This window comes from uncultured Holdemanella sp. (genome assembly GCF_934772795.1).
In the GTDB taxonomy this organism is placed as follows: Bacteria; Bacillota_I; Bacilli_A; order Erysipelotrichales; family Erysipelotrichaceae; genus Holdemanella.
The window spans coordinates 1-13,498 of the sequence record NZ_CAKVMR010000056.1 but is presented as its reverse complement, the minus strand read 5'-3'; the positions used below and the strand labels follow the sequence as shown (position 1 = coordinate 13,498).

At 34.0% G+C, this 13,498-nt stretch carries 16 protein-coding genes, 1 pseudogene and 1 riboswitch; of the genes and pseudogenes, 15 read left to right on the top strand and 2 right to left on the bottom strand.

Translation table 11 applies throughout. The features are described 5' to 3' along the window. Window positions 1-267, top strand: a pseudogene (locus tag Q0F04_RS09430) (hypothetical protein); the annotation flags it as partial. A gap of 12 nt (window positions 268-279) precedes the next feature. Further along, window positions 280-355: riboswitch (Fluoride riboswitch) on the top strand. Between the two features lie 47 nt (window positions 356-402). Beyond that, the gene (locus Q0F04_RS09425) at window positions 403-1,581 is read left to right on the top strand and encodes a cation:proton antiporter (protein ID WP_295752689.1); all 1,179 of its coding nucleotides are present in this window, start codon (window positions 403-405) and stop codon (window positions 1,579-1,581) included. Between the two features lies 1 nt (window position 1,582). Here the strand turns inward: Q0F04_RS09425 and Q0F04_RS09420 are convergent, their stop codons facing one another. Then, entirely contained in the window at window positions 1,583-2,350 is a 768-nt protein-coding gene (locus Q0F04_RS09420; protein WP_117570908.1) for a type III pantothenate kinase, read from the bottom strand. A gap of 1 nt (window position 2,351) precedes the next feature. Continuing rightward, window positions 2,352-3,548, bottom strand: a complete 1,197-nt coding sequence (gene coaBC, locus Q0F04_RS09415) for a bifunctional phosphopantothenoylcysteine decarboxylase/phosphopantothenate--cysteine ligase CoaBC (protein WP_295752686.1) — start codon at window positions 3,546-3,548, stop codon at window positions 2,352-2,354. Window positions 3,549-3,724: 176 nt separating this feature from the next. On the opposite strand from coaBC, the gene Q0F04_RS09410 reads away from it, so the two are divergent. The 13 genes from Q0F04_RS09410 (at window position 3,725) to Q0F04_RS09350 (ending at window position 13,428) form a co-directional block, all read left to right on the top strand. After that, the gene (locus Q0F04_RS09410) at window positions 3,725-4,858 is read left to right on the top strand and encodes a glycerate kinase (protein WP_295752684.1); all 1,134 of its coding nucleotides are present in this window, start codon (window positions 3,725-3,727) and stop codon (window positions 4,856-4,858) included. Between the two features lie 8 nt (window positions 4,859-4,866). Next, window positions 4,867-5,376 (top strand): hypothetical protein, encoded by a 510-nt coding sequence (locus tag Q0F04_RS09405; RefSeq protein WP_295752682.1) that lies wholly within the window; start codon window positions 4,867-4,869, stop codon window positions 5,374-5,376. Beyond that, window positions 5,369-6,352 (top strand): asparaginase, encoded by a 984-nt coding sequence (locus Q0F04_RS09400; RefSeq protein ID WP_295752681.1) that lies wholly within the window; start codon window positions 5,369-5,371, stop codon window positions 6,350-6,352. The genes Q0F04_RS09405 and Q0F04_RS09400 overlap by 8 nt, the downstream gene beginning before the upstream one ends. Window positions 6,353-6,429: 77 nt before the next feature. Beyond that, window positions 6,430-6,819 (top strand): Inorganic pyrophosphatase, encoded by a 390-nt coding sequence (locus Q0F04_RS09395; RefSeq protein ID WP_288522681.1) that lies wholly within the window; start codon window positions 6,430-6,432, stop codon window positions 6,817-6,819. 97 nt (window positions 6,820-6,916) lie between these two features. Then, complete coding sequence (gene rbr / locus Q0F04_RS09390) at window positions 6,917-7,459, top strand: rubrerythrin (RefSeq protein ID WP_288522680.1); 543 nt, start codon at window positions 6,917-6,919, stop codon at window positions 7,457-7,459. 63 nt (window positions 7,460-7,522) lie between these two features. Beyond that, entirely contained in the window at window positions 7,523-7,771 is a 249-nt protein-coding gene (locus Q0F04_RS09385; protein ID WP_295752678.1) for a hypothetical protein, read from the top strand. A 14-nt stretch (window positions 7,772-7,785) separates the two neighbouring features. Continuing rightward, a complete protein-coding gene (bilS, locus tag Q0F04_RS09380; RefSeq protein ID WP_295752676.1) occupies window positions 7,786-8,247 on the top strand; it encodes a flavodoxin family protein BilS in 462 nt (153 codons plus the stop codon). A gap of 64 nt (window positions 8,248-8,311) precedes the next feature. Next, window positions 8,312-8,833 (top strand): ferritin, encoded by a 522-nt coding sequence (locus Q0F04_RS09375; RefSeq protein WP_295752673.1) that lies wholly within the window; start codon window positions 8,312-8,314, stop codon window positions 8,831-8,833. 148 nt (window positions 8,834-8,981) lie between these two features. Then, window positions 8,982-9,887, top strand: coding sequence for a quinolinate synthase NadA (nadA, locus tag Q0F04_RS09370; protein WP_295752671.1), 906 nt, complete (start codon window positions 8,982-8,984; stop codon window positions 9,885-9,887). Window position 9,888: 1 nt separating this feature from the next. Then, a complete protein-coding gene (locus Q0F04_RS09365) occupies window positions 9,889-11,181 on the top strand; it encodes an L-aspartate oxidase (protein WP_295752669.1) in 1,293 nt (430 codons plus the stop codon). Next, window positions 11,174-12,025: a carboxylating nicotinate-nucleotide diphosphorylase gene (gene nadC, locus Q0F04_RS09360; RefSeq protein WP_295752667.1), complete on the top strand. Its 852-nt coding sequence runs from the start codon at window positions 11,174-11,176 to the stop codon at window positions 12,023-12,025. Before Q0F04_RS09365 ends, nadC begins: the two co-directional genes overlap by 8 nt. After that, entirely contained in the window at window positions 12,026-12,532 is a 507-nt protein-coding gene (locus Q0F04_RS09355; protein WP_295752665.1) for a transcription repressor NadR, read from the top strand. A 44-nt stretch (window positions 12,533-12,576) separates the two neighbouring features. Beyond that, complete coding sequence (locus Q0F04_RS09350; protein ID WP_295752663.1) at window positions 12,577-13,428, top strand: type II CAAX endopeptidase family protein; 852 nt, start codon at window positions 12,577-12,579, stop codon at window positions 13,426-13,428. Window positions 13,429-13,498: the final 70 nt, after the last annotated feature.

The following is a 13,498-nucleotide window of genomic DNA, read 5'->3' as shown; positions in this document are numbered from 1 at the left end:
GGAGATGTAAAAGTGTGTAGAGCATTAGATGAAATGTTTGAAGAATCCACAAACAAAGGAATCCAGATGGGTATCAAACAAGGTTTTGAACAAGGAATTGAACGAGGCATTGAACAAGGTATCGAGCAAGGAATTGAACAAGGGATTGCACTAAAAGAATTGTTTGTATATCAAACTATGCTAGACAAAGGTTTCAGTATTGAAACAATCGCATCAATCTTCTCAGTGAGTGAAGAGCCGATTAAAAAGCTATTGATGAAAGCTTAGATAATGTAGTATAATTTTTCTGGGAATGAAGTTCTCCCTTAGTTGTAAACTAAAACTGCTTTTATAAGCTGATGACTTCTGTGTTTTTTAACGCGGAAACCATCAGCTTTTCTGCGTTTTGAAAGGAGAGATAAAATGCTGATCAGTTTATCTTATATTTTTCTTGTAGGAATGTTTTTATCTTGGGTATGTAAAAAGGTGGGGTTACCTGGATTATTAGGAATGATATTTACTGGGATACTTTTAGGACCTTATTGTCTTGGTTTGATTGATTCTTCACTATTGAACATATCTAGTGAATTAAGAAAGATTGCGTTGATTATTATATTGATGCGTGCTGGATTGAATCTAGATTTAAGTGATTTAAAAAGGGTGGGAAGACCAGCCATATTGATGTGCTTTGTACCAGCATGTTTTGAAATGGTTGGAATGATTTTGTTGGCGCCAAAATTATTAGGAATCTCTTTACTAGATGCTGCCATTATGGGAAGTGTTGTCGCAGCCGTGAGTCCTGCAGTTATTGTTCCAAAAATGTTACAACTTATGGATGAAGGATATGGAACGAAAGAAAGTATTCCACAATTGATTTTGGCAGGAGCCAGTGTAGATGATGTATTTGTGATTGTGATGTTTACGGCATTTCTTGGTTTAGCCCAAGGCGAAAGCGTGAACATATTAAGCTTTGTGAATATTCCACTATCCATTCTAAGTGGTATTATATGTGGAGCCTTATTAGGAAAAGGGTTTGCGATTTTCTTTAAGAAAAACCATATGCGAGATACTGTAAAGATTTTAATTCTGTTAAGTGTGGCATTTATTTTAGTGACACTTGAGGATGCCTTACCAATTCCATTTTCAGGATTAATTGCGATTATGTTTATGGGGATTTTCCTTCAAAGAAATCATCTGGTTGCCTCTAAACGACTATCCGTTAAATTTAATAAGTTATGGGTTGGTGCAGAAGTCTTATTATTTGTGTTAGTTGGGGCTTGTGTAAATGTTTCTTATGCATTAAAAGCAGGTGTGATGGCCATTCTGTTGATATTTGGAGTACTTCTATTTAGAATGCTTGGAGTATTTATTTGTTTATTAAAAACATCATTGACAAAATCAGAACGTTTATTTTGCATGATCGCCTATTGTCCTAAGGCAACCGTACAAGCTGCGATTGGTTCTGTTCCTTTGGCTGCAGGACTTGGTTGTGGACAAATTGTATTGACTGTAGCTGTTTTATCTATCTTGATTACAGCTCCATTAGGTGCATTTTTAATTGAACATACATACAAAAAATGGTTAAAAAAAGAACAAAGATGAATTAATCTTTGTTCTTTTCATATATAACTTTTAATCCTTTGAAAATTAGGTTTGGATCATATACATCAATGGATTTTGTGTAGCTACAAACGATTCTTCCTAATCCACCCGTCGCAATGACTTTCATATCTTTACCAACTTCTTTTTTGAATTGAGCAATTGTATATTCAACTCCACCCAAGAATTGATAGAATACACCAGCTTGCATTTCTGTTTGTGTATTTCTTGCCAAGATAGTTTTTGGACGTTTGATCTCAATTTCAGGAAGTTGTGCCGTTTGTCCCCATAATGCATTCGCTCCTGTTTCAATACCAACACCAATGGCACCGGCTTTAAAACAACCATTTTCATCAACATAGTCATAAGTTGTAGCTGTTCCAAAATCGGCCACTAGAATAGGTCCTCCATATTCACTGAATGCACCAGCACAATCGGCAATACGGTCTGCACCAACATTTCTAGGGGTTTCTAATTGAACACTGATACCACTCTTAATACCAGGACCAACAATAAGAGGTTCGATACCAACAAATTTTTTGATTCCATTTGTGAAGGAATGCATCACTTTAGGTACAACACTTGAAACAATAACGGCTTCAATTTGTTTTTCATGTACATTTGAACGATCTAAAAAGTTTTTCAACATAAAACCATATTCATCACTCGTTCTTCGTACTTTTGTAGTTAATCGGTATGTACCAATTAAATCCTCTTTATCAAAAATACCGATAGTTATGTTTGTATTTCCAATATCTACTGTTACAAGCATATTATTTCTCCATCTCAATTTCTTTCATTGTTTCTAGAATTTTATATCCCAATTCTTCTTTTGAACACTTAGGTAAATGTTGTGAATTGTTCTTTCTTAATAAAGTCACAACATTTGTATCTGTCTGAAAACCAGCACCACTTGTGAATAAGTTATTCGCAATCAACATATCACAATTTTTGGATTCTAGTTTTTTTCGTGCATTTTCCTCTAAATTCTGAGTTTCCATCGCAAAACCACAAATGATTTGATTGTCTTTTTTGTGTTGTCCAATATAAGCTAAGATATCTGGATTTTTCACAAAATGAAAAGTCACTTCGTCATCAGATTTTTTGATTTTTTGATCTGCGACCATTTCAGGTCTGTAATCCGCAACCGCTGCAGCCATGATGATGTAGTTTTGATCATCGAGTCTCGATGTGATCGCATCAAACATATCTTGCGCACTTGTTACGTGTACCATATTTACGTCATTAAGATTTTCTAAAGCAGTAGGACCTGCAACTAAAGTTACATTGGCTCCTAGTGCCTTGGCGGCTTTGGCAATCGCATACCCTTGTTTACCACTTGAATGATTGCTTAAAAAACGAACAGGATCTAAAGCTTCCTGCGTTGGTCCTGCAGAAACTAAAACGTTCTTTCCTTTTAATGTTTGTTCCAATTCAAACTCATGATCAATGGCAGCCACAATATCTTGTACATCGGCAAGCTTACCTTTTCCTGTATCATTACATGCCAAATGACCAACAACAGGTTCTACAAATTTATAGCCAAGTTCTTTGGCAAGTTTAATATTTCTTTGGGTAACCTCATTTTCATACATATGAACATTCATTGCCGGACAAATTAATTTTTTAGTATGACAAGCCAAGAATGTTGTGGAAACAATATCGTCCGCAATACCATGAACGACTTTGGCAATAATATTGGCTGTAGCAGGAACTAATACCATGATATCAGCCCATTTAGCTAAAGTAATGTGGGCAATTGGATCTTCATTTGTTTCGTCAAACAAAGAAACTTCACATTTATGTTTACTCAAAGATTCAAAGTTGATTGGTTTAACAAATTCTTGAGCATGTTTTGTCATGACAACTTTGATTTCATAATCTTTTTTGGATAATTTGCTGACAAGATCGCAAGCTTTATAGGCTGCAATGCCACCAGATACCCCTATAACAACATGTTTTTTTTCCATGATTATTGATTCTCCTTTGTGAATAAAATCACGTATAGATTTTTCACTCAAATATTATCCCATATGACATCTTGCTTTTCAAGCAACAATAAAGTATTAACTATGGATATTTTAACTAATGAAACGCAAAAATTAAAAAAGTGTTTATTTTTTGTGGCATATGGTAAAATGTACGCATGAAAATAATTGTTGCGTGTGACTCTTTTAAAGGTTGTATGTCTTCAAAAGAAGTCGAAGAAAGTATAAAAAAAGGAATATTAAAGGCAAATCATAAACATGAAGTTTTAACGTTTCCTATGGCCGATGGCGGAGAAGGAACAGCTATGGTATTTTGCGATATTATCCAAGGAAAGACAATAAACGTATTAACTGTGGATGCCTATGGTAAAAATGTATTTACGACATACTGTATTTCTAAGGATGGAAACTTAGCAGTGATGGATGTGGCTAGCTGTATCGGATTGAATATGACACCTAAAGAAAAAAGAAATCCAATGATCGCATCAAGTAAAGGTGTGGGTATCATGATGAAAGACGCGCTTTCTAGGGGATGTAAAAAAATTATTATTGGCTTAGGTGGCAGTGCAACAAATGATGGTGGTATGGGAATCTTAAATGAGTTTGGAGTTCGTTTTTATAATGCAAAAAGAGAGCTACTTGTACCAAGCGTATATGCTCTTAGCCAAATAGCTTTTATTGATAAGCGTTATGCAAGACTACCAAAAGATGTGGAAATTGTTTGTGCTTGTGATGTAAAGAATCATTTATTGGGGAAGAATGGTGCTACCTATATTTTTGGTAAACAAAAAGGAATTTATTTAAATCAAATGGCCGAAGTTGAAAAAGGAATGGCTCACTATTGTACGAAACTGAAACAAACATTCCATGTGGATGTGAATGAATTTGAAGGTTCAGGCGCAGCCGGAGGTATTGGATGTGTATTGTTGGGTGTTATGAAGGCAAAAAGAACTTCAGGAATCGATTTAGTTGTAGAATATTCTGGATTAAAAAATCATCTTCAAGATGCAGATTTAGTTATTACTGGAGAAGGGCAGACAGATGCACAGACATTGTATGGAAAATTGCCACTGGGAATTGCACACTTGGCAAGATCTTATAATGTGCCTTGTGTTTGTTTGAGTGGTGCTTTAGGCTTAGGCTATCAATCACTTTATGAGGAAGGTATGATTGGAATTTTTTCAAGTGCGGATCGTGCCATGTCTTTTCAGATGGCCCTACAGACAGGAAGTGAAAAACTAGAGGCATTGGCTTTTAGTTTGACTAAATTTATGGATGGAATTAGAAAGTAGGTTATTCAATGAAAAAACTATTAACTATATTTTGTGCTTTTATTCTGTGTATTGGACTTGTTGGATGTTCTTCAAAAGAACCTTTTGAAATCAAAGAAATTACGGCAACAAAATTACAGAAAAAATTAGATCATAAAGATTCTTTTGTGTTAATTATTGAAAGAGAAAATTGTCCTTATTGTGAATCTTTACAAAAATATATCAAACAAACAAAGGATGAACATCCAAACCTTGTTTTATATAAGATTGATTCAACAGATTATGGATTTAGTAAAATCAGCCAGGATTCTAAGCAGCTACAAAGCTCGACAGAAGATGGAAAGATTCTACTAAATATGGCTCCATATTTCTTATATACACCAACATTGTATGTGATTGAAAACGGCAAGGCCACACATGCAGGTATTGGATATAGTGAAGAAGATCATTCGATCAGTTTATGGGATGTGGATTCTACCGTTGATTTTGATTTGGCAGATACACAAGAGTTCTGGGAGTTTTTAGAAACATATGAATAAGAAGAATATTACAATCATTGCGACTGGCGGAACCATTGCTGGTCGAGGAAGTTTAGGTAAAAGTGCAAATTATGAGGCGGGCACTTTTGATGTGGAAGAAATTGTTAATAGTATTCCACAAATTCGTGATTTGGCAAATCTAAATACGATTCAATTATGTAATGTAGACTCTAATGATATGGGTTTAGATAAATGGATTGAATTAAGAAATATTTGTCATGAATTAGAAAAAGATCGCTATGTGGATGGAATTGTCATTACACATGGTACAGATACATTAGAAGAAACAGCTTTCTTTTTAAATCTTACTTTAGCATGTCATAAACCTGTTGTCCTAACAGGATCTATGCGTCCTGCAACGGCAACAAGTGCGGATGGACCTATGAATTTATATCAAGCTGTAGCTTTGGCATGTCACATGGAAGCTTGGCAAGCCGGTGTTTTAGCTGTGATTTCGGATACGATCTATTCAGGTAGAGATTTACAGAAGACAAACAGCTATAAAACCGATGCATTTAAAATGGGTGAATTTGGCTCTCTAGGATATATGCGTGATGATCATGTGTATTTATTGAATGCACCATTTAAAAAACATACATTCCAAACCATTTTTTCAAAAATGGAATTTGAAGATTTGCCGAAAGTAGAAATTTTCTATGTGCACACAGATTCGGATCCTGAATTATTAGAATTTATGTTAAATAAGTATGATGGTTTAGTTTTAGCAGGAACAGGTTCAGGGAATTATCCAACAAAAATCAAAGAGGTTTTAGAAAATTATACAGGAGAATGTACAGTCGTACGTGCAAGTCGTGTATTAGAGGGAGCTGTCTTTGATTCCGAAGTTTTTGATTCTAAAAGAGTCACCATTCCGGCTTACAAATTTTCGGCGCAGAAGGCAAGGATTTTATTGATGCTTGCGCTAAGTTGTACTAAAAATCATGAAACAATCAAATCTTTCTTCCAAGAATATTGAAAAAACTTTTCTTGTATTGTAAATAATTTTGTAAATGCTATAATAATTTATAGACTATTACAAGACAGGAGGTTATTATGCAGCAATTAGAAAATAACGCATACTTTTGGCAAAAGCTTGATACGCTATTGTTGTCTAGCAGTTGTACGATTGACCGACCAAAAGGAAGTACTCACTATAAATTTACAAATTTAGTCTATCCTGTAGATTACGGTTTTCTTTCAGATACATTTGGTTCAGATCAAAAACCTATTGATGTTTTCAAAGGTTCTATCGCAACAAATAATGTAGATGCGATTGCGATTACAGCCGACATTCTTAAGAAGGATTGTATCGTCAAATTGTTAGTGGGATGTACAGAAGAAGAAACAATGCGTATTTTAGAGTTCTTGGATCAAACAGAATTCCAAAAAGCCATTTTAGTACGTAGAGGTAACGACACACCATCTTGGTCGAATAACGATTAGAAAAGACAAGTCTTAGGATTTGTCTTTTTTTCTATGCATTTTAATGGAAAAACAAAGCTAGTTGTTTTAGAATAAAGGCAGATAGGAGGTCTTTATTATGGAATTAAAAGGATCTAAAACAGAAAAGAATTTAATGGCTGCTTTTGCAGGAGAATCTCAGGCATGTGTTAAGTATCAATATTATGCTTCACAAGCTAAGAAAGATGGTTATGTAAAGATTCAGAACATTTTCACTGAAACATCAAATAATGAAAAAGAACATGCTAAATTGTGGTTTAAGGCTTTGCATGGTGGAAAAGTTCCTACAACCACAGAAAACCTAAAGGATGCAGCTGCAGGTGAAAACTATGAGTGGACAGATATGTATGCAACAATGGCTAAAGAAGCTCGTGAAGAAGGTTTTGATGATATTGCTGCCTTGTTCGAAGGTGTAGGTGCTATTGAAAAACATCACGAAGCTCGTTATAAAGCTATGTTGAAAGATGTAGAAGAAGATGCCATGTTTAAAAAGGCAACATCAACAGTATGGATTTGTTTAAACTGCGGACACATTCACTATGGTGAAACTGCTCCATTGGTATGTCCAGTATGTAATCATCCACAGGCTTATTTCCAAGAATTAAAAGATCATTACGAATAATAATATCTCAAGACAGCTTAGGCTGTCTTTTCTAATCTTTGAAAATTGTGCTAAAATAATTCTATGGAAATAATAGAGGCAATTGAAAAATTAAAAGATAGTCATGCACTTGTATGTTTAGAAAATCGTGCGTTGATCAAAATGGAAAAAGATAAAGTATATATATGGCATAGTCAATGGCATTCAAAGCTATCAAGAAATGATTTTATTTCATTATTTCAACAGAATACGTTTGAAGTTTATGAAAATGACCATGGTATTGATATGGAAAAAGATGAAGAGTATTATGTATGGCGTAATCGTTACTTGTAGAAAGGATATATTTTATGATAGGAATTGTTTATAGTTCAAAAACAGGAAACACACAATCTTTGGCAAACAGCTTGAATTTTATGGAGTCAAAATATTGTGTATCTGTAGAAAACGCAAAAAATTTAGAACCTGTAGATTTATTATGCATTGGATTCTGGTGTGATAAGGGAGATTGTGATGATCAAATGAAACAATATCTTTCTACATTACGCAATCAAAATGTTTTCTTGTTTGGAACAGCTGGCTTTGGTAAATCTAAAGAATATTTTGAGATGATTTTAAATCATGTAAAGAGTCATTTAGATGCATCTAATAGTGTAAAGGGAACTTGGATGTGCCAAGGAAAGATGCCTTTAGCTATTCGTGCAAAGTTTGAATCAAATCCAGAAATGTTGAAGAATTTTGATGAGGCTTTAAAACATCCAAACGATAAAGATGTGGATAATTTAATGAAATCTGTAAATGAAGCGTTGTGAGAGCATATCACTACGCTTTTTCTTTTGGCAGGTGTATGATACATGCAGAAAGAAGGAATGTGCTATGTTGAGTAAAAAAGTAGCCGACTTGTTGAATAATCAAGTTAATAAAGAATTATATTCTGCTTATTTGTATTTGGATTTCGAAAATTATTATCATGATAAAAGTTTAGAGGGTTTCGCAAACTGGTATCATGTACAAGTACAAGAAGAGATTGCGCATGCTCAATTGATGATGCAATATCTTCAAGACAATGATTATAGTGTTGTTTTGGAAGCTATTGATAAGCCAAATATTCCTTTAAATGAATTAAGTGATCCATTAAAGGCAGGTTTAAAACATGAACAATACGTAACTGGATTGATTCATACTTGTTATGCAGCAGCTTATGAAGAAAAAGATTTTAGAACGATGCAATTCTTGGATTGGTTTGTCAAAGAACAAGGAGAAGAAGAAAAGAATGCTTCAGATTTAATTTCTCGATTTGAATTGTTTGGACACGATGCCAAGGGATTGTATGATTTAGATGCAGAGTACAAAACTCGTACTTATATTGCACCAAGCATTTTACAGGCAAAAAACTAAGGCGATGATTTTTGATTCATCGCTTTTTATTGTGCTTATTTCATTGTGATATGGAACTTATATAATATTGACTTTACAACTGTCTTGTCAGATGTAAAGCCTAGGTGTATAATTCAAAACGGTAAAATTTTTAAGGGAGGAAAATTCCATGTCTTTAAAGGAAGATGTATTGAAATTAAAAAAGGAAAAAAATGCGATTATTTTAGCGCATTATTATGTAGATGGAGCTGTACAAGATGTAGCTGATTTTGTCGGAGATTCTTATGCTTTGGCAAAGAAAGCTAAAAATACAGATGCAGATATTATTGTATTTGCGGGTGTTAAATTTATGGGTGAAAGTGCCAAAATGTTAAATCCAGACAAGAAGGTATTGATGCCAGATTTAAATGCAGATTGTCCAATGGCACACATGGCAAGTAAGGCTGTCATTAAGAAGATGAAAGAAGAATATGAAGATTTAGCGGTTGTATGTTATATCAACTCAACAGCTGAATTAAAAACAATGGCTGATATTTGTGTAACAAGTTCAAACGCATTGAAGATTGTTCGTTCACTTCCAAATAAAAATATTTTCTTTATTCCAGACGGAAACTTAGGTGCTTATGTAAAGAAACAAGTACCTGAAAAGAATATTATCTTAAATGATGGATATTGTATTACGCATAAGCGTGTGACATTAAAAGATGTTGAAAAAGCACGTGAAGAACATCCAAATGTTCCAATTATTGTGCATCCTGAGTGTGTGAATGAAGTTGTTGAAGCAACTGATTATGCGGGAAGTACTTCTGAATTGATTCAATATACAGTGGATAATCCAAGTAAAGAATTTGTGATTGGTACTGAACTAGGTGTACTTCATGAAATGCAGTTACGCTCACCAGACAAAACTTTCTATCCACTATCAGATAAATTGATCTGTATGAATATGAAGAAAGTATCTTTGGAAAAGGTTTATGATTGTTTGTTGAATGAGACAAATGAAGTATTTGTAGATGAAGAAGTGAAGGTTATGGCTGAAAAGTCATTAGATAGAATGTTGGAGTTGGCAAAATAGTATGGAAAAGTTAGAGGCAGATATAGTTATTGTTGGAACGGGTGCAAGTGGATTGTTTGCAGCTTTACATGTTCCAAGTGATAAAAAGGTCATTATGTTGACAAAATCTGATGCCGAAAATAGTGATTCATTTTTAGCACAAGGTGGAATTTGTGTATTAAGAGATAAGAACGATTTTGATTCTTTTATGGAAGATACCATGAAGGCAGGGCATTACGAAAATCGTAAAGAATCTGTTGAAATTATGATCAATTCAAGTCGTGGCATTATCAATGAGTTGATAGGATATGGTGTTGATTTTGCGACAAAAGATGGCAAATTGGATTATACGCGTGAAGGAGCACACTCTAAGCCACGTATTTTATTCCATGAAGATATTACAGGTAAAGAAATCACATCCACTTTATTAGGTGAGGTTCGTAAATTAGAGAATGTTACAATCATGGAATATGTCACGATGACAGATATTATTGAAAAAGACAATGTATGTTATGGCGTTTTGGCAAAAGATGCCAACAACAATGAAATGTGCATTGAAGCTGGTTATACAATCTTTGCGTGTGGTGGAATCGGCGGATTGTATGATCATTCAACAAACTATCCACACTTAACAGGAGATGCGATTGCGATTGCGATTCAGCATGGTATCAAATTAGAAAATGTGGATTATGTACAGATCCACCCAACAACTTTATATACAAAGAAAAAAGGAAGAGCCTTCCTTATTAGTGAATCGGTTCGTGGTGAAGGGGCTAAGCTTTATGGAAAAGACGGAAACCGTTTTGCGAATGAAGTGTTGCCACGTGATATCATGACACAAAAGATTCGTGAACAAATGAAGAAGGATGATATGCCTTATGTTTGGATGGATATGACTGTTTTAGGTGAAGAAGTCATCAAGAATCATTTCCCTCACATTTATGAGAAGTGTTTAGAAGAAGGCTATGATTGTACAAAAGAATGGATTCCAGTTACACCAGCCCAACACTATTTTATGGGTGGAATTCATGTAGATAAAGATTCGCGTACTTCTATGTCCCACTTATATGCGGTAGGAGAGACGAGTTGTAATGGGGTTCATGGAAAAAATCGTTTGGCTAGCAACTCTTTACTTGAATCTTTAGTATGGGGTAAAAGAGCGGTTGTAGATTTATTGAAAAAGGAACCGGCTTATACAAATGAATTTGATCATTTGGCAAATGTGACTAAGTCACATCAGTTGTCAAATCAAGAAAAAATGTATCATGATTTGGTACTTGAAGAAATAGAAAGAGAGAGACAAGCTCGTGGATAAGAATACAATGCGTTTAAATGTGGATCATTTATTGATCCAAGCTTTGCAGGAAGATATAACAAGTGAAGATGTTTCAACAAATGCAGTCATGCCTTCCTATCAATATGGGCAGGTACAGTTGATCTGTAAGGAAGATGGAATCATTGCAGGTCTAGAAGTATTTGAAAGAGTCTTTTATTTGCTAGATGAAAACATGGAAGTAAAATTCTATGTAAAAGACGGGGATGCCGTTAAAAATGGTCAATTATTGGCCGAAGTATCTGGAGATGTTCGTGTTCTTTTATCAGGTGAAAGAACGGCTTTGAATTATCTTCAAAGAATGAGTGGAATTGCCACTTATACAAATCGTGTCGCATCTTATTTGAAGGGTTCAAAGACAAAGTTGTTGGACACAAGAAAAACAACGCCAAATATGCGTGTGTTTGAAAAATATGCAGTTCGTGTTGGTGGTGGAAATAACCATAGATACAATCTATCAGATGGTGTTATGTTGAAGGATAATCATATCGCAGCAGCTGGTTCTATCACAAATGCAGTTAAGATGGCAAAGGATTATGCTTCTTTTGTTCGTAAAATTGAAGTGGAAGTAGAAACTTTAGAACAAGTTAAAGAAGCTGTTGAAGCAGGTGCGGATATTATCATGTTAGATAACATGAGTGTTGAAAATATGAAAAAGGCAATTGAAATCATTGATGGAAGAGCCGAAACTGAATGTTCTGGAAATGTCACAAAAGAGAATATTGAAAAATTAACTGCATTAGGTGTGGACTATATTTCAAGTGGTGCTTTAACGCATTCAGCACCTATTTTAGATTTGTCTTTAAAAAATTTGCAGGTGAAATAAATGGAAAAAGAAGCTAGACTTCAAGCCATTTATGACACGATCTCAAATAGTGAAGTGCCAGTTTCTGGAACTGCACTTTCCAAAAAATTTAATGTATCAAGACAAGTCATTGTGCAAGACATTGCCTTATTAAAGGCAAGAAATGTTCATATTTATGCGACACACAAAGGATATGTATGTTCACCTCAAAGAGTTCGAAGAGTATTTTCTTGTTTTCATTTGAATGATCGTATGGAAGAAGAAATGAATGCGATCGTAGATTGTGGTGGCTGTATTGAAAATGTATTTGTCAAACATAATGTATATGGTAAGTTAGAGGCTAAAATGAATATTAGTTCTAGAAAACAAGTCAGAGAATTTATAGAATCGATTTCACAGAATCAGGCAAAACCTTTAACGGATCTAACAAGTGGATATCATTGTCATACGGTGAGTGCACAATCAAAAGAAGATTTAGATTCAATTGAGGAATCATTAAGAAAACTTCATATTTTACAAGAGGCCTAAGGGCCTCTTTTATGGTAGAATGAATTTAGAAAGTAGTGATTTTTATGGAACAACCACCTAAATTTATGCCTGATAAAGAATTGAGTAAAGTTGGAGGCTCGCTATGGCTATATATTATTATGCAGCTGACACTCTCTTTTTTGTTTAGCTTTGTAGCTATGCCTTTAATCATGTATTCTTTGTATTATGATTATTCCGCAATCAATGCCTGTATTGAAATGTTGATTTCTTTTATATCTGGAATCATCCTGTTATGGTTTATGAGTAATTCTTTTAAACGAAGTATCAAAGATTTGAAGTTTACATTTAAACCCAAAGAGACAATAGATACAGTTTCAATGATGTATTTTTTAAATTATGCGATTGGTATTGTTGGAGCTTTATTATCAAAGTTTGGATTACCAGATACAAGTCCAGATTTTTCATTAAATGGCGGTTTATTGTATAACACTTTTACTTTTATTAGTGTTGTCGTACTTGCACCTATATTTGAAGAATTAATATTTAGAGGTATGATTCTACAGACATTGTCGAAATATAATAAAATGTTCGCCATTGTTGTGACATCATTATTATTTGGACTGTTACATTTGAATATTACACAAGCCATACCCGCTTTCTTTATGGGGCTAGTGCTATGTTACATGTATCTTAAATCGGATAGTATTTTAGTTACTATATTAGCTCATGCAGGTAATAACTTTTTAGCTCTAATGTCAGTTTATTCAAATCATGTTTTGATTACAGTTTTAGTCCTAGCTCTTGTGATTTATGGACTCGTTACAGTAATCTTAAAATCAAAAGAAGTGAATGCATTTATTAAAGAAGAGAAGACAAATGAAAATTGGTATGCGAGATTCTTTAAACGAATCCCAAATCTTTTATATTTAACCTGAATTATTCATGAAAATATAAAAATTCGTAGAATGTTCCTAATTTAAAGGAAATCTACGAATTTTTCTTATC